20 protein-coding genes and 2 pseudogenes are annotated in these 18769 nt (G+C 37.6%); 19 read left to right on the forward strand and 3 right to left on the reverse strand.

Annotated elements, in window-relative coordinates:
• Positions 1 to 97 precede the first annotated feature (97 nt).
• The 5 genes from ACHUFV_RS02275 (at position 98) to ACHUFV_RS02295 (ending at position 3771) form a co-directional block, all read left to right on the forward strand.
• Entirely contained in the window at positions 98 to 637 is a 540-nt protein-coding gene (locus tag ACHUFV_RS02275; RefSeq protein ID WP_394231987.1) for a hypothetical protein, read from the forward strand.
• 163 nt (positions 638 to 800) lie between these two features.
• Positions 801 to 1637 (forward strand): FAD binding domain-containing protein, encoded by an 837-nt coding sequence (locus ACHUFV_RS02280; protein WP_394231988.1) that lies wholly within the window; start codon positions 801 to 803, stop codon positions 1635 to 1637.
• Positions 1638 to 1642: 5 nt separating this feature from the next.
• Positions 1643 to 2116, forward strand: a complete 474-nt coding sequence (locus ACHUFV_RS02285; protein WP_394231989.1) for a (2Fe-2S)-binding protein — start codon at positions 1643 to 1645, stop codon at positions 2114 to 2116.
• Positions 2117 to 2125: 9 nt separating this feature from the next.
• A complete protein-coding gene (locus ACHUFV_RS02290) occupies positions 2126 to 3139 on the forward strand; it encodes an XdhC family protein (protein ID WP_394231990.1) in 1014 nt (337 codons plus the stop codon).
• Positions 3139 to 3771, forward strand: coding sequence for a nucleotidyltransferase family protein (locus ACHUFV_RS02295; RefSeq protein WP_394231991.1), 633 nt, complete (start codon positions 3139 to 3141; stop codon positions 3769 to 3771). The genes ACHUFV_RS02290 and ACHUFV_RS02295 overlap by 1 nt, the downstream gene beginning before the upstream one ends.
• A 56-nt stretch (positions 3772 to 3827) precedes the next feature.
• Here the strand turns inward: ACHUFV_RS02295 and ACHUFV_RS02300 are convergent.
• Positions 3828 to 3908 (reverse strand): annotated as a pseudogene (locus tag ACHUFV_RS02300) (YjcZ family sporulation protein); the annotation flags it as partial.
• Between the two features lie 274 nt (positions 3909 to 4182).
• On the opposite strand from ACHUFV_RS02300, the gene ACHUFV_RS02305 reads away from it, so the two are divergent.
• From ACHUFV_RS02305 to ACHUFV_RS02325, 5 genes and pseudogenes are all read left to right on the forward strand, one after another.
• Complete coding sequence (locus ACHUFV_RS02305) at positions 4183 to 4746, forward strand: tyrosine-type recombinase/integrase (RefSeq protein ID WP_394231992.1); 564 nt, start codon at positions 4183 to 4185, stop codon at positions 4744 to 4746.
• Between the two features lie 49 nt (positions 4747 to 4795).
• Positions 4796 to 5284 carry a cation:proton antiporter regulatory subunit gene (locus tag ACHUFV_RS02310; protein ID WP_394231993.1) on the forward strand — a complete coding sequence of 163 codons (489 nt, stop codon included), beginning with the start codon at positions 4796 to 4798 and terminating at the stop codon, positions 5282 to 5284.
• Positions 5285 to 5293: 9 nt separating this feature from the next.
• Positions 5294 to 6532: a cation:proton antiporter gene (locus ACHUFV_RS02315; RefSeq protein ID WP_394231994.1), complete on the forward strand. Its 1239-nt coding sequence runs from the start codon at positions 5294 to 5296 to the stop codon at positions 6530 to 6532.
• A gap of 170 nt (positions 6533 to 6702) precedes the next feature.
• Positions 6703 to 7005: pseudogene (locus ACHUFV_RS02320) on the forward strand (arsenic resistance protein); the annotation flags it as partial.
• Positions 7006 to 7093: 88 nt separating this feature from the next.
• Positions 7094 to 7915 carry an alpha/beta fold hydrolase gene (locus ACHUFV_RS02325; protein ID WP_394231995.1) on the forward strand — a complete coding sequence of 274 codons (822 nt, stop codon included), beginning with the start codon at positions 7094 to 7096 and terminating at the stop codon, positions 7913 to 7915.
• Positions 7916 to 7929: 14 nt separating this feature from the next.
• Here ACHUFV_RS02325 and ACHUFV_RS02330 read toward each other — a convergent pair whose 3' ends face one another.
• Positions 7930 to 9285, reverse strand: a complete 1356-nt coding sequence (locus tag ACHUFV_RS02330; protein ID WP_394231996.1) for an extracellular catalytic domain type 1 short-chain-length polyhydroxyalkanoate depolymerase — start codon at positions 9283 to 9285, stop codon at positions 7930 to 7932.
• Between the two features lie 433 nt (positions 9286 to 9718).
• Between ACHUFV_RS02330 and ACHUFV_RS02335 the strand changes: the two genes are divergently transcribed.
• The 7 genes from ACHUFV_RS02335 to mnhG are packed head-to-tail and all read left to right on the forward strand — an operon-like array spanning position 9719 to position 15490.
• Positions 9719 to 12124 carry a Na+/H+ antiporter subunit A gene (locus ACHUFV_RS02335; RefSeq protein ID WP_394231997.1) on the forward strand — a complete coding sequence of 802 codons (2406 nt, stop codon included), beginning with the start codon at positions 9719 to 9721 and terminating at the stop codon, positions 12122 to 12124.
• On the forward strand, positions 12121 to 12546 hold the full coding sequence (locus ACHUFV_RS02340; protein ID WP_394231998.1) for a Na(+)/H(+) antiporter subunit B: 426 nt from the start codon (positions 12121 to 12123) through the stop codon (positions 12544 to 12546). The genes ACHUFV_RS02335 and ACHUFV_RS02340 overlap by 4 nt, the downstream gene beginning before the upstream one ends.
• Positions 12546 to 12887 carry a Na(+)/H(+) antiporter subunit C gene (locus ACHUFV_RS02345; protein ID WP_394231999.1) on the forward strand — a complete coding sequence of 114 codons (342 nt, stop codon included), beginning with the start codon at positions 12546 to 12548 and terminating at the stop codon, positions 12885 to 12887. The genes ACHUFV_RS02340 and ACHUFV_RS02345 overlap by 1 nt, the downstream gene beginning before the upstream one ends.
• The gene (locus tag ACHUFV_RS02350) at positions 12880 to 14367 is read left to right on the forward strand and encodes a Na+/H+ antiporter subunit D (RefSeq protein ID WP_394232000.1); all 1488 of its coding nucleotides are present in this window, start codon (positions 12880 to 12882) and stop codon (positions 14365 to 14367) included. Before ACHUFV_RS02345 ends, ACHUFV_RS02350 begins: the two co-directional genes overlap by 8 nt.
• Positions 14368 to 14374: 7 nt before the next feature.
• Positions 14375 to 14851, forward strand: coding sequence for a Na+/H+ antiporter subunit E (locus ACHUFV_RS02355; protein WP_394232001.1), 477 nt, complete (start codon positions 14375 to 14377; stop codon positions 14849 to 14851).
• A complete protein-coding gene (locus ACHUFV_RS02360; protein WP_394232002.1) occupies positions 14851 to 15135 on the forward strand; it encodes a Na(+)/H(+) antiporter subunit F1 in 285 nt (94 codons plus the stop codon). Before ACHUFV_RS02355 ends, ACHUFV_RS02360 begins: the two co-directional genes overlap by 1 nt.
• Positions 15119 to 15490, forward strand: coding sequence for a monovalent cation/H(+) antiporter subunit G (gene mnhG, locus ACHUFV_RS02365; RefSeq protein ID WP_394233351.1), 372 nt, complete (start codon positions 15119 to 15121; stop codon positions 15488 to 15490). The genes ACHUFV_RS02360 and mnhG overlap by 17 nt, the downstream gene beginning before the upstream one ends.
• A gap of 82 nt (positions 15491 to 15572) precedes the next feature.
• On the opposite strand, the gene ACHUFV_RS02370 is transcribed toward mnhG, so the two are convergent.
• The gene (locus ACHUFV_RS02370; RefSeq protein WP_394232003.1) at positions 15573 to 15833 is read right to left on the reverse strand and encodes a hypothetical protein; all 261 of its coding nucleotides are present in this window, start codon (positions 15831 to 15833) and stop codon (positions 15573 to 15575) included.
• 553 nt (positions 15834 to 16386) lie between these two features.
• Between ACHUFV_RS02370 and ACHUFV_RS02375 the strand changes: the two genes are divergently transcribed.
• Both ACHUFV_RS02375 and ACHUFV_RS02380 read left to right on the forward strand, forming a co-directional pair.
• On the forward strand, positions 16387 to 17526 hold the full coding sequence (locus ACHUFV_RS02375) for an MGDG synthase family glycosyltransferase (protein WP_394232004.1): 1140 nt from the start codon (positions 16387 to 16389) through the stop codon (positions 17524 to 17526).
• Positions 17527 to 17540: 14 nt separating this feature from the next.
• Complete coding sequence (locus ACHUFV_RS02380) at positions 17541 to 18515, forward strand: metal-dependent hydrolase (protein ID WP_394232005.1); 975 nt, start codon at positions 17541 to 17543, stop codon at positions 18513 to 18515.
• Positions 18516 to 18769 lie beyond the last annotated feature (254 nt).

The raw sequence follows: 18769 nt of genomic DNA on the forward strand, positions 1-18769 counted from the left end.
GTTGGAAGATTATCTATGAAACTTTACAAATATCCATTCTTCTTTCCACGTTACCAACATAAATTAACTGTGAAATGATTTGAGGAGGCGAAATGAAATGGATCAACCATTTTTTGATGAAAGAACCACTGGCTACGGCATGGGGTACGGCGGTTACCCAGGCTACGGCATGGGACACGGCGGTTACCCAGGCTATGGCATGGGACACGGCGGTTACCCAGGCTACGGCATGGGACACAGTGGTGGTTACCCAGGCTATGGCATGGGACACGGCGGTTACCCAGGATACGGCATGGGACACGGCGGTTATCCAGGATATGGTATGGGACACGGCGGTTATCCGGGCTACGGCATGGGACACGGTGGTTATCCAGGATATGGTATGGGACACGGCGGTTATCCGGGATATGGCATGGGACATGGCGGTTACCCGGGACAGGGCATGGGACACGGCGGTTACCCGGGATATGGCATGGGACATGGCGGTTATCCGGGACAGGGCATGGGACATGGCGGTTATCCGGGATATGACATGGGACACGGCGGTTACCCAGGCTATGGAACAGGTCATAGCACACAGCCCTTTCAACAGCAACAGGGACAACCGACAGGACGTGATATAGAGGATGAATATTAATTTAGGATAAGGTTTGAAAGATCTATAATACCGAATCGCTTTAATATCAAAAAGAAGCTCAGGTTCAACTGAGCTCTTTTTGATTATTCCTAATGGAGAAATGAAGGATTCATTTATTGAATTGCTACTTCAGAATGGTCTATAGACGATAGGAGGCAGGGCATTGATTTCGGATGATTTTGAGTATTATCTTCCAGCATCAATCAAAGAAGCCATTCAACTATTCGAAGATTTACATAAGAAGGAGAAAAGACCTATTTATTTTTCCGGTGGTACCGAGATCATCACACTTGGAAGATTAAATATGGTCGAGACAGATGCCGTAATTGATATTAAAAAGATTCCAGAATGTCAAATATTCGAGTATCAGCAGGGTTTTTTGGTCACTGGAGCCGCGAGTTCTTTAACATATCTTGAAGAGAAAAATCTATTTCCGTTATTAAGTAAAACGGTTAGTGAAATTGCCGATCGAACAGCACGAAACAAAATAACAGCGGGTGGCAATATTTGCGGGCAAATTTTTTATCGAGAAGCGGTTCTACCTTTTTTATTAACAGACAGTCAACTAGAAATTGCGGGGAGAAGCGGGAACAAGACTGTTTCCATACATGAAGTCTTTAATCGAAAGCTTTTATTAGAGCGTGGCGAACTTCTTGTCCAAATTAGAACTGACCAAGGATACCTTAATCAACCATTTGTTAGTATCAAAAGAAGAAGACAATGGAATACAGGCTATCCACTCATTACCGTTGCCGCCCTTAAGATAAATGGGATGGTTAGGATAGCAATAAGCGGGCTGACTTCTTACCCATTTCGTTCGAAGGAAATGGAGGAAATCATTAATAAAAGGGGTACCTCCTTGGACCAACGAATCAATCAAGCAATTGAGGCTTTACAGGTACCACCTTTAGATGATTCAGAAGGTTCCTTTCCATACCGATTATTTGTCTTAAAAAATACACTACATGATGTGTTTCACCAATTAAAAGGAGAGGAGTAAAAACGATGGCTGATGTTTCACGAGTAAGTGCTGTCCTTCTAATCAATGGGGAAGAGAAGCGAGTCACCTTCCGTTATGCTGATATCCTTTTGGATATTTTACGCTATCAATTAGGTCTAACAGGTGCTAAGCCTGGCTGCCTAAATGGTGATTGTGGTGCTTGTACAGTGAATATAAATGGAGTTGCACAGAAATCCTGTTTGACTTTGGCGGTTGAAACTATCGGCAAGGAAATCCTTACAATTGAAGGGCTGAATGCTCCTATTCAAGGCGCATTTGTTGACCAATTTGCGTTCCAATGCGGATTTTGCACGCCGGGATTCATCATGAATTGCCATTCATTACTGAAGCATCGGAAGAATCCATCTAATCATGAAATAACGAAATGGCTGGAGTCCAATATCTGTCGCTGTACAGGGTATATGGAGATTGAGAATGCAGTTAAAGCAGCCATCCATTTAGTAAAAGAAAATGATTGATTTAGGAGGGTGAAGGAAACATTGAAAGAATATCTGCCTGTGATAGCAGAAGCAGCCAATACAGAAGAAGAGGGGGTCCTCGCCACCATCATTCATGTAGAGGGTTCGGCCTATCTAAAAGAAGGAACGAGCATGTTATTTCTAGAAAATGAAAAAACGGTCGGATTTATTAGTCCTGGTTGCCTGGAGGAGGATCTACATTATCATGTAAAAGATGTGCTCACATCTGGAATCAGCCGTACTGTGGTGTATGATCTAAGTGCCCAGGACGATTTCACATGGGGACAGGGAATGGGCTGTAATGGAAAATTATACATTGCACTTGAACGTTTAGATGAGAAAATGAAGCAGAATTTGAGGAAGGTCCACTACTATTTACAACACGGTTCAGAAATTCTTCATATAAAAAAATTAACCTCTGATTTATCAGTTACAGCATCAGCATACATAACGAATTCAGGACATCCTTTTGGACAGATGCACCAAGACATTACTAACTATGCTGATTGGAATCTTCCCACTGGTACCCATTTATCTAATTTCATTTACTGTCAAGTCTATTCTCCGCAAACGAAACTATTCGTTTTTGGCGCAGGACAAGATGCACGACCTCTGGTAAACTATGCTGCAGATATGGGAATCGCCGTGACGGTATGCGACTGGCGTGAGTCACTTTGCAGTTCCACCTATTTTCCAAAAGCAGAACAAAGCATAGTTGGTTTTCCTAATGAAATATTTCAGAAAATAACGATTCATCGGAATGATTTTGTGATCTTAATGACACATCATTTTAAAAGAGATCAAGAATTTCTTTCCTATTTATCACAACAGCAGCCAGAATATTTAGGAATTGTAGGTTCAGAAGAAAGAACAAAAAAACTGTTCGGGTCCAGTACGATCCCTTCCTACGTTTCCTCACCGGTTGGCTTACCAATTGGGGCAGTGGGTCCAGCTGAAATAGCGATAAGCATTATGGCAGAAATCATTGGTATAATTCGGCACAAGCAAAGAGGTTATCAGTGATGAAGGTAGTAGGAGTTTATCTTGCTGCCGGGGATAGCAGACGAATGAGGCGTAATAAATTAGCACTGGAGTTGAATGGTAGTCCATTAGGGTCTTTAGCTTTACAATCAGCTTTAGCATCTACTATTAACCATGTATTGGTTATGACGAAACAGGATGATAAGCTTGATTGGATTGCTCCCCATCTCTTTACACAGGAATATCGAAAAAAATGGACTTCTATCCAATTGAAGGAAAGTAATCAGGGGCAGTCCTATTCCATTAGGAGCGGGTTACAGGAGGCCATTGACTTGGGTGCAGATGCCATTGTTTTACAGCTAGCTGATCAGCCATATGTAGACACTACTATAATCAATTTACTTATCGAAGCTTTTGAGAAAGATCCTGCTAAATTGTTCTTTGCCTGTAGTCATCAAGGAGTAGTCAGGCCGCCTGTTTTATTTACAGAAAAATTCTTTTCAATCTTAATGGGTCTAAAAGGGGATAGGGGTGCACGAGATTTACTGAATGGGCATTATCGGGAAAAAGGTGAAATTGTAAAATATGATAAGGAAGAGCTTTTTGTAGACGTAGATACGATAGAAGATTATGTAAAAATAACAAATGTATCTAGAAATTTATTTCATAAGTGAGAAATAGGAGGGGCTAAAAAGACCATTATAAGTCTTTTTAGCCCCATTTTTTCACATTAACAAAAACTTGCACCAATAATAATAAGTAGGATAAATAATACTACGATTAGAGCAAATCCACCTCTAAAACCGTAGCCTCCATAACCATAACCGTAACCATATCCTCCACAACAACCATATCCAAACATAGTATCACTCCTCTCTTGGTATAAGTTATAATATGTAAAATTTCAAAATCGGAAGGGGTATATGCCTATTATTCATAATAATTTGAGTGGAAGTAGTACGAATACCGTATTGAGGTCTTATATGAACCTATGGAGCTCGTTTTACAACAGGCACAATAATTGCATGTTACTAAATATTATCGTATAATATGATTGAGTAACATGAAATAAGGGGTAGTTATCGATGGAATATGTTGAGGCGCTAAGGGATATTAAACAAATAAATGCAATGAAAAAATATTTAAAAAAGCAGTCGGAACGAGATTATGTTTTATTTGTTTTTGGAATTAACACAGGCTTAAAAATTAATGAACTTTTGGACATTAAAGCTGGGGATGTACTTGAAAAGAATGGGAAGGTAAGGGAATTCATCACACTGACTTCTAAAGATCCTAGACCTAAAGAAATCTATTTGAACCATAAGGTTCAAAAGGATGTTCAGCATTATATTGAAGCAAAGCAGCTTTGCAGCGATGATTATTTGTTTCAATCAACAAAATCTCCAAAACCCATTACTCGACAGCAAGCCTACAGGATTATTCACCAAGCAGCAGAGGCAGTAGGTATTAAAGAGAAAATTGGTACTGATTCTATGCGAAAGACCTTTGGCTTTCATGCCTTTAAAAGGGGTGTTGCTATCTCTCTGCTCCAAAAGCATTTTCATCATTCCACACCATCTGAAACACTTAAATATCTTGGAATCTCAAAAACTGAAAACATTAAAACCGAAATTGATGTAAATCTCTGAAGAGAAAAACCTTAATTCATGACTCAAACCATAAAGGAGGAAATATTGAATGAACATTAGAGAAACTGAACTACCTGGAATTGGCTATAAATTTGAAATCATAACAAAAAATCAAGACAAAATGGTGATTGTAATTCATGATGATGGAAGAAGAGAAATCTATCATTTTGATTCTGACGATCATGATGAAGCCATCAGCAGTGTGACATTAAGTGATACAGAAGCAAGACAAATGGCAGGTATTATTGGCGGCATGGCCTATAAACCGAAAGCACTAGAAACAGTTGACATGGCGTTTGATGATTTAATTATCGAATGGTATAAAGTGGAACCAAATGCATCTGCTGTAAATAAAACCATTGGAGAGATTGATATTAGAAATAACTTTGGTGTAAATGTAATTGCTATTAAGAAGAAACAATCCAATAAATCTCACAATCCTGGATCGGATACCATTATTGAAGCAGGGGATACATTAGTACTATCAGGAGAAAGAAATCAATTAAAAGAATTAATTAAAAATTTATTATCGGGGTGAGGTATATAGATGAATCATTTAGTATTTGAAGTCGGTACTGCACTTGTCCTTGTAGCCATTGGATCTATTATTGCAAATAAGTTAAAGTTTTCGATTATTCCTTTTCTCATCATCTTAGGTATGCTTGTTGGGCCGCATGCCCCGTCGTTTGGAATTATAGACCTAACCTTTATTGAAAGTAATGATATCATCCAATTTATGGGCCGAATCGGTGTTTTATTTTTACTTTTTTATTTAGGATTGGAATTTTCCGTAGGTAAACTGGTGAAATCAGGCAAAAACATTGTTGTTGGCGGAAGTATATATGTTGCAATCAATTTTGTTTTAGGGCTCGTTTATGGAATGATTGCTGGAATGCCTTGGATGGAAACTCTGATTATTGCTGGACTTCTCAGTGTATCATCCAGTGCCATTGTAGCAAAGGTGCTCGTTGATTTAAAAAGAACAGCGAATCCTGAAACAGAATTGATTCTTGGGATTGTTTTATTTGATGATATCTTTTTAGCCCTATTTTTAACCACAATGTCAGGTATTCTACTGGCAGGTTCCACTTCCCCCCTTGATATTATCACTTCCGTTCTAATTTCGGTTGGCTACATGCTATTGTTTTTTATTATTGCAAGAAAAGGGACACGCTTTTTAAACAAATGGCTTTCAATTAAATCAGATGAAATTTTCATTATTGTTATCTTTGCTATCCTGTTCTTTGTTGCTGGATTTTCAGAAACCTTGCATGTTGCAGAAGCCATTGGCGCGCTGCTATTGGGTTTAGTTTTTTCTGAAACCATTCATCGCGACCGTATAGAACATTTGGTTGTTCCATTCAGAGACTTTTTCGGTGCTGTTTTCTTCTTCAGCTTTGGTTTGAGCATTGATCCTTCCACATTAGCTGATGCGATATGGCTAGCAATAGGTGCCGCAGTGATAACGATTATCGGTAACTTCATTGCCGGTATGATTTTCGGCAGACAAGCTGGCTTATCACACAAAGCATCGACAAGTATTGGATTAACGATTATGGCTCGCGGAGAATTTTCAATTATTGTTGCCAATTTAGGTATTGCAGCAGGCTTAAATTCAATCTTAACTCCATTTACTGCTCTTTATGTTCTCATCTTAGCCATTTTAGGACCTTTGATGGCAAAAGAAAGTAAAGGAATATATAATAAGCTAAATAAAGTCTTTAAGTGGAAGAAAGAATCGCAAAAGAAAAAAATTGAAATTCCTCAAAACTCTTTGGATCAATAAACGAAACCCCCGTCATAATATGCACGGGGGTGTATTTTGTTATTTTACAATTTTAATAGATGTTAGTTGAAAACAACTGTTTTTTATTTATATGTTTCACGGAATTTTCAGATTTAGACATTACTATAAAGATAACAAAAAAAGAGGGATTCTTAGATAGGAGGAAAATGATAGGAAATGAAGATTTAACGAAAAAGCTATCCTTTTTGGACCGATACTTAACACTATGGATATTTGCTGCCATGGCGTTAGGAATTCTCTTTGGGGTAATGTCACCTAATTTTAGAGAGGTACTGGATACCTTCTCTGTTGGTACCACAAATATCCCCATCGCCATCGGCTTGATTATTATGATGTACCCGCCGCTAGCGAAGGTTAAATATGAAGAAATGTGGCGTGTTTTTAAAGATTGGAAAGTTCTAATCCTGTCACTCATTCAAAATTGGCTGCTGGGCCCTGTTTTAATGTTTTTTTAGCGTTTATCTTGCTTAGTAACATACATTTTCAGATTCTATTAGGCTAATAATACATTTGACTAACAATCGTAGCGGAGGGGATCAGATGTCTAGCCATGATATACAACGATCGTACATAAAAGTAGATAACATCAACCTGTACTGTGAATATGTTGTGAATGACAAACCGCCAATTCTTCTTATCCATGGCTTAGCTTCATCGGTTTTTACTTTTCGCCGTATTATTCCGTTATTGCAAAAGCACTTTTCCATTTATGCTGTTGACTTACCCGGTTTTGGAAAAAGTGAAAAGCCCACTTCTTTTATTTATAGTTTTCAAAACTATGCAAAACTGATGATTGGATGCATCAACGAATTTGGAATTCCAAATACGTATATTGTGGCCCATTCTATGGGAGGACAAATTGCCCTAAATATAGCCCTACTAGCACCTGATAAAATAAACAAGTTAATTTTGTTATGTAGTTCAGGATATTTAAAACGGTCCAAAAAACTGCTTATTTGCAGCTCGTATTTACCTTTCTTCGAAAGACTCGTCCAATACTTTGTTCAAAGAAAAGAAGTAAGGGACCACTTAAAAAATGTGTTTTTTAATCAAACCTTGATAAATGATGAATTAATTCAGGAATTTGGAAGGCCGCTTTCTGAGAAAGGCTTTTATAAAGCCCTAATTTGTCTTTTACGTCATCGGGAAGATGATTTGTTACCTGAGCAGCTGCAAACGATACAAGTCCCCACTTTATTGGTCTGGGGTGAAGAGGATCGTGTTGTCCCATTAGAAGTGGGGAAACGACTTGTACAGGACTTACCTGATGCCAAGTTAATAACCTATGAAAAAACAGGGCATTTAATAACGGAAGAAAGACCTGATCTTGTTTTTAAAAATATACTATTGCATACCAGCTGAGGGATATGAATGGTTTATTTTTCATTTTTTCTTTTAAAAAGTTTTGAAAGAAGTATGCTAACAAAATTCTTCCTTTGGGTTTCCTCAAGGGGTTTTAGCGTTAATTCAATTGGTGGTTGGACAGAGGATTCATTTGGTAATTCCGCTGATGATTCATTTGGTGTTTGCTTGGATGATATAATCGGTATTGGTAATACTGCCGCTGTTTCAGTTAGTGATTGATTTGACGACTCAATTGGCAATTCTGCCTCTGTTCTAGTTGGTTTTTGGACAGATGAATTGTCTGGAGATGGGACAAGTATATTAATTGGAAGTTGAACAATTGGCGGATTGGCCGGTGATTCGACTGGTGACTTAGCTAGTGGGTGGAGTTCTAACTCCATTGGTACCGTGACTGTTTTTTTGACTGGAGTCTCCATCCGTTTTTCTTCGGACTGTGGATAATGTTTCCTGAAGAAGTTCCATATAATTTCGGTTGCATTTGGACCAAAGGGATCTGTGAATGAACCATTGGGGTTCCCACCAGACCAGGTATGTCCCATTTGATTAATCATCCAAAGCTCCATTAATGGTTCGCTGTCCCGATCATGGTATACATGCTGCGTATAGCTTCTTCCATTGATGATATTTGAATTAACCCTTGCAGGGGTAATGTCTGCTAAGCCTATTCCATTTTCAACGCGAAAATTGGTTTGTGCCCATTGAGTGATAACCTGCTGGCTGTTAATAGGATGGACTGTTGTATCACAAATTCCATGGAAAACAATTACCCGCATCTTTTTCTTAAACTCGCCCATCTCCTGAAATGCACTGTTTCCACATTCATATGGGTCAGATACGCCTTTCTCCATACATTTTTTAGCTTCTTCGGCCATAGGGTCCGTAAGAAAAAATACATTAGCGGCATCATAGGGAAGTCCTGAACAAATTCCGATTCCGTTAAAGACATCTGGATACGTAGCACCAAGAATACAGGCTAGTGAACCTCCTGCTGATAATCCTGCAGCGTACACCTGATTTGAGTCAATCTTATATGTACTTTTCACCTCAAGAATCATTTCATAAATGAGCTTGGGATGTCCTTCACCTCGATGTTGATTCTTATCCAAAAACCAGTTCCAGCAGCCAAGAGGGTTGTATGCGGCTGGTTCTCTAGGATTTAACGGATGGTTCATATCTGGATAGAGGACAAGAAAGTTTTCTTTTTCAGCAAGTGTGTTCATGTCAGTACCTGTAGCAAAATCATCCGGATTTTGTCCACATCCATGAAGCATGACCAGCAATGGAGACTCTTTATCTGAACTATACTTACCAGGGACATAAAGCTTGTATTTAAAGTCTTGATACACAAAATCGAGAAATTCTCCCAAATTACTTAACCTCCGTTTTAATCTTCTATTTCCTATCTTATTCCGGCAGCTGTCACAACATAAGTAATTTATTCGATTTTGGAAAAATAAATAATGATAAAAAAGGTAATTCAAGCTACTATATTAAAAAATATATCATATAGCTTTATTCTATGAAATTTTCATGTTATTATAATAAATATAAATTAATAGAGAAGAATATTAGGAGGAGTCTGTCACCAAGGGATATTTATGCCCTTGGTTGCAGACTTCTTTTTATGTTCTTTTTTTGTTTTAGAATATTCGATTAATTCAAAGGAGGAAAACAATGGGAAAATATATTTGGAACAAATGAAAAGATTGGTGAAGTGGAATAATAATTATGATCTATATTTTATGCAAAGTGTAGTTATATTAACATGTTTTGCTACTTAAGAATTAAGGAGGTTTTGTTTTGTCTTATCTACACTTGGCAATCGTAGCTCCATTACTCCTGTCAATATTTATTCCGGCATTTTACAACAGATTTCGTCGGATTCATACAGGATGGTTTGTATTGCCTTTACCTATTTTATTGTTTTTCTATTTTATCTCGTTCTTAGCGACTACAATGAGCGGGAAATCAATCATTAAAACGGCTAACTGGATACCTTCATTAGGAATAAATTTCACAGTGAAAATCGATGGACTTGGACTATTGTTTTCCTTACTAATTACAGGAATTGGTGCTTTAGTTGTCCTTTATTCTATTTACTATCTGGCAAAGGATAAAGAAAAACTTAACAACTTTTATGTTTATTTACTGCTCTTCATGAGTGCTATGTTGGGAGTTGTTCTTTCAGATAACTTAATCGTGATGTATGCATTTTGGGAGCTCACTAGCTTTTCATCCTTTTTATTAATTGGTTACTGGTACGAACGAGATAAATCTCGTTATGGTGCACAAAAGTCAATGCTTATCACAGTATTCGGCGGACTGGCTATGCTGGGTGGAATCATTCTTCTAAACATCATAACTGGAACCTTTAGCCTGACAGAAATCATGTCACAGGGTAACGAAATATATAGCCATGTATTGTTTGTGCCTGCACTGCTTTGTATTCTACTTGGTGCCTTTACAAAATCTGCTCAATTTCCATTTTATATTTGGCTTCCGGATGCAATGGAAGCACCTACGCCGGTTAGTGCTTACTTACACTCGGCAACGATGGTGAAGGCTGGAATCTACTTGGTCGCACGTTTCACGCCTGTGTTCGGGGAGCATGCCCTTTGGTTCTGGTTAGTTGCAGGTGCCGGAATGCTGACCTTGATCTGGGGTTCTATATTCGCGGTCAAACAAACGGATTTAAAGGCAATTTTAGCGTTTTCAACAGTCAGTCAATTAGGACTTATCATGTCATTACTCGGAGTTGGGGCAGCGGCACTGCATTATGAATATTTGGATGATAACATCTTTACGGTAGCTGTTACAGCTGCTATTTTCCACTTAATCAACCATGCTACATTTAAATGCAGCTTATTTATGGCAGCGGGAATCGTCGATCATGAAACTGGAACAAGGGACATACGTAAATTAGGCGGATTAATGCATTTCATGCCGATAACGTTTACGATCTCTATTGTTGGAGCTTTCTCAATGGCAGGAATTCCGCCATTTAATGGATTCTTAAGTAAAGAGATGTTCTTTACGGCAATGGTTCATGTAACTGAAATGGATTTATTCAGACTTGAAACGTTGGGGATTTTATTTCCAGTGCTAGCTTGGATTGCAAGTATTTTTACATTTATTTATAGTATGATTCTTGTTTTTAGAACATTTTCGGGTAAATATCAGCCTGAAAAACTGGATAAAAAGCCACATGAAGCTTCAATTGGAATGCTGTTTTCACCGGTCATATTAGTTTCATTAGTCATCATATTTGGATTCTTCCCGAACCTATTATCCGAGAGTCTTATTTCACCAGCGATGGCCTCGATTCTTCCAAGTCTATTAGGAGAAGGAGGAGAGTTTATCGTTCACATTTCCTTCTGGCATGGATTTACTATTGAATTGTTTATGACTTTAGGGGTTGTTATCTTAGGAATAATTTTATTTAAAACACATCATAAATGGAAAAAAATCTATCAGGAAATCCCAGAAAAGCTTTCTCTTAATCGATTATATGATTCCATGTTAGAAGGGGTACAATCAGGCTCCAATAAGTTAACGAATAGTTATATGAACGGATCGATTCGATCGTATTTAGTTTATATATTTATATTCTTTATTTTTATTCTGGGAAGCACGCTTATAGGAAAGAATGCATTTAAATTAGATACAAGCAATGTATCCTCCATAGGCATATATGAAGTAGTCTTGGCCATTTTTGTTGTTGTGGGCTCAATTAGTATACTATTCGTTAAATCAAGAATGACATCTATTATCTTACTTGGTGCAATTGGTTATACCGTTTCACTGTTCTATGTGCTTTTTAGAGCACCAGATTTAGCTTTAACACAGTTAGTGATAGAAACCATTTCGGTTGCGCTATTCTTAGTTTGCTTCTATCACTTGCCAAAATTAAGAAAAATTGAGACACGTATGAGATTTAGATTAACAAACGCCCTCATCTCTATAGGAGTAGGTGCAATGGTAACACTTATAACCCTTTCCGCTCACAGCCATAAATTATTTGACTCCATATCACAGTATTACGTAGAGAATACGTATACAGAGGCTGCCGGTAAAAACATGGTAAACGTCATTCTAGTAGACTTCCGTGGCTTTGATACGCTCTTTGAAATTACCGTATTGGCAATCGCTTCATTGGGGATTTTCGGCATGATTAAATTACGATTGAACAGGAGGAAAGAAGGATGAGAAGAACTAACAATATCATACTTGAAACAGCTATTAAAGCTCTTCTTTTCATGATTGTCCTGTACTCAGTCTACATTTTCACAGCAGGCCATTATTATCCAGGCGGAGGATTTATCGGTGGATTGATGACAGCTGGTGCAATTATCCTACTTTTAATTACCTATGATATTAAAACCGTTTCAGAAATTTTACCGATAAACTATCGAATTCTTACGGGAATTGGACTGCTATTTGCCATTGGAACGAGTGCAGGATCGCTTTTATTTGATGTTCCGTTTTTAACCCATGCTTTCGGCCATATTCAATTACCGATATTGGGGGAATTATCTCTTCATACAGCCACCCTTTTTGATTTAGGTGTTTTCTTTGTTGTTGTCGGAGTAACGATGACCATTATTCAAACAATAGGGGAGGATGAATAATGGAAATAGTAATGGCCATTGTTATTGGCATTTTATTTATGACAGCGACCTATCTCATGCTGTCCAAAAGTTTATTACGCATTATTGTCGGTACAGGCTTGTTGAGCCATGGCGCACATCTCCTTATCCTTACCATGGGAGGATTAAAAAGAGGAGATGCCCCCATTTTAGGAGGAAATGCAGAAAGCTATACAGATCCACTGCCACAAGCGCTAATTTTAACAGCCATCGTCATCAGCTTTGGTGTAACAGCTTTTTTCTTGGTTTTAGCTTATCGCTCCTATCAAGAGCTGGGGACAGATAATGTAGAAGAAATGAGGGGAACGGAGAAAGATGACTAACTTAATCATTTTACCAATATTAATCCCCTTATTTACTGGGGCAATATTAATTTTTCTAAATAAAACTATCATGGCTCAGCGAGTTGTTGCTGTTATATCTTCCATCTCGACCATTATTGTATCATGGCTTGTCGTACAGAAAGTACGAGAGGTAGGGATACAATCCCTGAAGGTCAGCAGCTGGGATGCTCCATTTGGGATTACTCTGGTCTCTGATATGTTAGCCGCACTTCTAGTTCTAACAACGAGTGTAATCGGGTTTGTTTGTTTAATTTATTCATTTAAAACAATTGGTAAAGAACGTGAGGAGCATTACTACTATGCCGTATATAATTTTTTACTAGTTGGGGTAAACGGTGCATTTACCACAGGAGACATCTTTAATTTATTCGTCTTTTTTGAGGTTATGCTTATGTCTTCCTATGTGCTGTTAGTGCTTGGGGGAACAAAGCTTCAATTAAGGGAATCGATTAAGTATTTGCTCGTGAATGTTATTTCATCCGCATTATTCGTAATTGCCGTTGCTTATTTGTATTCTGTAGTTGGTACATTAAATATGGCGCATATATCCGCTAGAATTAGTGAAATTAGTGTAAACGGGATGCCTGGGATTTTAACGGTGATTGCAGTTTTGTTCTTAATCGTCTTTGGATTAAAAGGAGCCATTTTTCCACTCTACTTTTGGATGCCAGGCTCCTATTACGCACCACCTGTTCCTGTTCTAGCCCTTTTCGGTGCCTTATTAACTAAGGTAGGAGTTTATTCGATAACAAGAACTTATACACTTTTCTTTTATCATGATATGGATGCTTTTGGACTTCTTTCTGTTCTAGCGATTTTATCTATTGTATTAGGTGTGATAGGTGCCATTGCTTTCTGGGATATGAAGAAGATCATTATTTATAATATCATTGTCGCAGTAGGGGTAATTTTGTATGGAGTCTCCGTCTCGAACACAGCTTCCATAACAGGAGCTGTTAATTATTTGATTCACGACATGATTATTAAAGCAGCATTATTCTTACTGATTGGGATTGTCATTTCAATTACAGGGACAAGTGATTTACGGAATGTCAGCGGGCTGATGAACCGTTATCCAGGTCTTGGTTGGACATTTTTCATAGCTGCTATAGCACTTGCTGGTATTCCGCCATTAAGTGGTTTTGTTGGGAAACTTCTAATTGTAAAAGGTGGATTTGAAGGAGAAAGCATTTTTGGCGCTTCTGTTGTCTTGATGTCTAGTTTACTAGTCCTTTTTTCAGTCATGAAAATTTTCATTAACGGATTTTGGGGACTGGACCGTACTTATGCTGGAGAGGAAAAAGCTCCTGCAAGATATCTACTTGCTGCTCCTATTGTTTTAGTAGTCATTTCAGCTCTTTACGGAATTGGCTCTGAATCCATATTACCGTATTTTACGCAGGCAGCAGATACATTACTTAATCCAGATAGTTATATTGATGCTGTCTTAAAGGAGTGAATAAGCTATGGCATTTCAAATATTATTAAATGTAATTTTGGGATTTTTGTGGATGTTTATTAAGGTATCATACGATCCGATTAGTTTTGTAAAAGGGTATATTTTCGGTCTTCTCGTTATTTTTTTATTTAGACGCTATTTCCACAGCCGTTTTTATTTATTTCGGTTTTGGTCCTTTATAAAGCTAATTTTAATATTTATTAAGGAGCTCATTTTGTCCAATGTAGCGATCGTTAAAATTGTTTTAAGCCCTAAATTAGATATGAAACCTGCCATTTTTTCGATGAATACAGACCTCACTGAGGATTGGCAAATTACTCTTCTTTCGAGTTTAATTACCTTAACTCCAGGTACATTAGTGATTGATGTATCAGAAGATAATAAAACATTATTTATTCATGCAATGAATATCGGCGAGGTAGAAGACGAGATTGACAGTATCAAGAATTCGTTTGAGAAGGCTATTTTGGAGGTGAGCAGGTAATGCTTGAGATTATTATTCGATTAGCTTTATTATTCTGCTCGATTTCCATGCTCGGATTAATTTATCGTGTTATAAAAGGACCCAGTGTAGCAGACAGAGTAGTGGCTTTAGACGCGATTGGCGTAAACCTAGTTGCGATTACCGCATTGTTTTCAGTTGTTTTAAACTCCTATGCTTTTCTTGAAATCATCCTTTTAATCGGTATTCTTGCCTTTATCGGTACAGTAGCGTTTGCAAAGTATTTGGAAAAGGGGGTTATTATTGAACGTGAGCGTAATCATTAATATACTCATAGGATTTTTTATTTTAGCAGGTGCCGTGCTTTGTCTCATTGCTACTTTTGGAGTGATTAGACTTCCGGATGTATATACGCGAAATCATGCAGCTTCAAAAGCTGCTACACTCGGAGTCATGTTTATTTTATTGGGAACTTTTCTATATTTTTATGCCCTTGAAGGTCATTTTAATTCCCGGCTAATTTTAGGAATCGTTTTTCTTTTTATGACTTCTCCGGTTTCCGGTCATTTAATTAACAGGGCGGCCTATCATTCGGGAGTTAAACTCTGGGATAAAACGGTAAGAGATGACTTAAAGGAATATAATAAGAAAGTAATGGATCAATCATCGGTAAATGAATAATAAAATTGGGAAGTCCTTTGACTTCCCTTAATTTATTCCTGAAGAATATTGTAATTATGGTGCCTTTTGTCATTTTTGTAAATCAAAACTGTACTTTTCTTACATATTCCCTAGGCTTAAATGGGTCATGTATTCTCCATTCAACATTTGTTAACTCAGAGTTAAGTTGCGGGTTAAACTCAGCGCTTTCATAATTTATTTGAACTGCATTCAAATAATTGATATTGGATTGCAGTTTATAAACTTTAGATTCTCGTTGATTTTGCTGCTGCCATTGCAGGAACCCTGCTGTTGAAAATAAGAGAGAAAATATTGATAAACTTAGTATAATTTTTAGTTTCATTTTGTACATACCTCCATAAGTATTAGTGTGTACAAAAAATTGGTCAATTATAAAAATCGAATATGTAGTTCAACTCCTGAGTCTATTTTAAAAGGTCCAATTATAAATCTTACGTTATTAATTTTTTGGGCATTTTTGAAAAGGTTAACTCTGGCTCAATAGATTCTCAATATTTCTTTGGTACAGTGGTGCTAATAGGAAATTTCAAGAATGCCAATTTTCAAAGAAGGGAATGTTACAGATGCGATTTACAGTTATTCCGGAGATAAATGGAAGTATACGAACAATAAAGCGATATCCGGAAGATGTTGACATACAAGTGATGAGATATAGTCATTCAGTTTTCCAAACAGCTATACCTATACCATTTAACCCTCCCATTCAGCGATTAACCTGTATCCCTCTTTTGCTGTGTCACAAATATAGATACCCCATGTACATGAATCAAGCCTTGGACAAAACCTGCTTGAAATCAATCACACAATCAGAGTAAATCCTTAATAAACGAACTTTTTATTTATAGAGGCGGTAACAACAAAGGAGTGGTGCTAACATGCGGAAGCCAAAGGTAGTAATATTAACAACCAATTACGGTAATGGCCACCTTCAAGTAGCGCGTGCACTTGAAGAATGCTTCCTTCATAAAAATCAGGCAAATGTTGTGGTGCGAGATATCTACCAAGAGACAAACCCACGCTTACATGAATGGACAAAGAAGCTCTATTTAAAAAGTTATACGAAGAGCGGCAGACAGCTATATCGGCTATTTTACTATAGCAGTCAGGAAATAACTAAAAGCAGGCCATTAAAAATATTCTCCTATGGCTATTCCCAGCTTATGAGGATTATTCAACAAGAGCAGCCCGACATCATCATTAATACCTTTCCATCCATAGCCGTTCAGCATTTTCTCATGAAAGCAAATTCTGCTGTCCGAACTTATAATGTAGTAACAGATTATTGCCTGCATCATTCATGGATACATCCTTCAATTGATAAATACTATGTTGCGACACAGGAGCTTAAATCCCATTTAATCGCCAATAACATCAAACAAAACCAAATTGTTGTTACAGGAATACCTGTTCAAGCCCAATTTTATCAAAGCTTCTGCCGACAAACCCTGGAACATAAATACCAGCTGAAACCAAATTGTAAGACCATTTTAATTGTGGCAGGTGCGTACGGGGTGACGAAGGAAATTAAATATATTTGCGATGACCTCAAGAAAGACAAAACCCTACAAATACTCATTGTTTGCGGAAAAAATAATCAGCTATATGAAGAAATGCAGCTGAAATTTAAGCACGAAACACGTGTTCGTGTTTTTGGATATATCAACCAGCTGGCTGAATTGTTTGAATTAGCCGATTGTGTAATGACAAAACCCGGTGGAATTATCCTGTCAGAGGCAGTCGTCAAGAACGTACCAATTATTCTTACAGGTGCAACACCAGGGCAGGAAAGTGAGAACGCGGAATTTTTCCAAAGCAAGAGAGCTGCCATTTTATATGAAAAGTGGGACCTGCTAGTCGAGCAGATATATAAACTGCTTTATAGCGAGACCACATTGTCAGAAATGAAGAAAGCTTTAACCAAGCTGCATGTACCAAATGCCGCGGATACGATTGTAAATGATGTTCTGAAAACCTATTATTGGCAAGGTTCACAGAATAGCATGGTAAAAGGATAAGGAGGTCCACCAATGTGGATACATCAACACATGTACTAACAGGTGTGGGATTAGCAGGGTTGTCTTTACTAGATCCAACTGTCTCCAGTCATCCGGAACTGCTTGCCTCTATGTTATTTTGTACCATACTAGGCTCCAATGCACCAGATATTGATTTCATTTATAGGTTCAAGGGGAATAATGTTTATTTACAGAAGCACAGAGGGATGAGTCATTCTCTATATTCACAGCTTTTGCTGGCACTCACGATTGCTGTCATAGCTGCGATAGGTAATGGGGGAAAGTACTTTTTGACCTTTTTGATGTGGACATTGTTAGCTGTAATCCTGCATGTCATTTTCGATATTTGTAATATTTATGGAACACAAGCATTTCGGCCGTTTACACAAAAATGGTTCGCATTAAATCTCCTGCCGATTATCGATCCGTTCATTTCAGCTCTCCATGTCGGGGGAATTATTTTCTGGTTTGCCGGTTTTTCACCGCGAATAATCTTTTTGTTTGTTTATATAATAATCTTAATCTATATCTTCCTTCGATATTTATCCCAGTTGAGGGTGAAAAAAGTACTGCTACGGCTTCGTGAATCCGGAGTATCCTATACGCTTCTTCCAACGTCCAGCCTTTATCGTTGGGGGATTGTTGCCAGCTTTCAGCATCATTATAAACTTGGAAAATATGAGTTTAACCGAATCACCTGGTCAAAAGTCTTAATGAAAGCAAGCGATTATAATGAAATTATTGCCTCTTCAAAAAAGCATGTTTTTGTAAATTATTTGCGGATGCATACCGATTATCTTCATGCGAAGGTGCTGAAGATCAAGGACGGCTATGTGGTCCAATGGTTTGACCTGCGCTATCAATCTAAATTCGACGAACCGTTTGTACTGATTGTAAAACTAGATGAAGAGCTTAATTTAATCCATTGTGAAGTAAAACGTGGGTTAATTGCCGTTCCTGAAAAAATAGAAGCAGTAGAAAAATTATAAATGTTAGTATGTAGTCCCTTTCCCTAGCGGAGAGGGTTTTTATTTTAAAATAAGGATGACGAACTAAAGTGAAGTATAATAATATTATGTTAACTAACAATACACAACAAATCCTGAATATAAATGGAATGGAAAATAAGTTATAATTAATGGTAATTGAACGTAGATAGGAGCTGTTGTTAGATGTCAAAAATGACAAATGCTGAGATTGCGCTAACCCGGGAGGTAGGTGCAAACTAATACATGCATGAGAC

This window comes from Niallia oryzisoli, assembly GCF_043641075.1.
In the GTDB taxonomy this organism is placed as follows: Bacteria; Bacillota; Bacilli; order Bacillales; family Cytobacillaceae; genus Bacillus_BD; species Bacillus_BD oryzisoli_A.

Coding starts and splice junctions, on each gene's coding strand:
- ACHUFV_RS02360 (WP_394232002.1), top strand. CDS start 14,851: ATGCTTGAGATTATTATTCGATTAGCTTTATTATTCTGCTCGATTTCC.
- ACHUFV_RS02370 (WP_394232003.1), bottom strand. CDS start 15,833: ATGAAACTAAAAATTATACTAAGTTTATCAATATTTTCTCTCTTATTT.
- ACHUFV_RS02295 (WP_394231991.1), top strand. CDS start 3,139: ATGAAGGTAGTAGGAGTTTATCTTGCTGCCGGGGATAGCAGACGAATG.
- ACHUFV_RS02340 (WP_394231998.1), top strand. CDS start 12,121: ATGAGAAGAACTAACAATATCATACTTGAAACAGCTATTAAAGCTCTT.
- ACHUFV_RS02305 (WP_394231992.1), top strand. CDS start 4,183: ATGGAATATGTTGAGGCGCTAAGGGATATTAAACAAATAAATGCAATG.
- ACHUFV_RS02310 (WP_394231993.1), top strand. CDS start 4,796: ATGAACATTAGAGAAACTGAACTACCTGGAATTGGCTATAAATTTGAA.
- ACHUFV_RS02285 (WP_394231989.1), top strand. CDS start 1,643: ATGGCTGATGTTTCACGAGTAAGTGCTGTCCTTCTAATCAATGGGGAA.
- ACHUFV_RS02275 (WP_394231987.1), top strand. CDS start 98: ATGGATCAACCATTTTTTGATGAAAGAACCACTGGCTACGGCATGGGG.
- ACHUFV_RS02325 (WP_394231995.1), top strand. CDS start 7,094: ATGTCTAGCCATGATATACAACGATCGTACATAAAAGTAGATAACATC.
- ACHUFV_RS02345 (WP_394231999.1), top strand. CDS start 12,546: ATGGAAATAGTAATGGCCATTGTTATTGGCATTTTATTTATGACAGCG.
- ACHUFV_RS02350 (WP_394232000.1), top strand. CDS start 12,880: ATGACTAACTTAATCATTTTACCAATATTAATCCCCTTATTTACTGGG.
- ACHUFV_RS02355 (WP_394232001.1), top strand. CDS start 14,375: ATGGCATTTCAAATATTATTAAATGTAATTTTGGGATTTTTGTGGATG.
- ACHUFV_RS02315 (WP_394231994.1), top strand. CDS start 5,294: ATGAATCATTTAGTATTTGAAGTCGGTACTGCACTTGTCCTTGTAGCC.
- ACHUFV_RS02375 (WP_394232004.1), top strand. CDS start 16,387: ATGCGGAAGCCAAAGGTAGTAATATTAACAACCAATTACGGTAATGGC.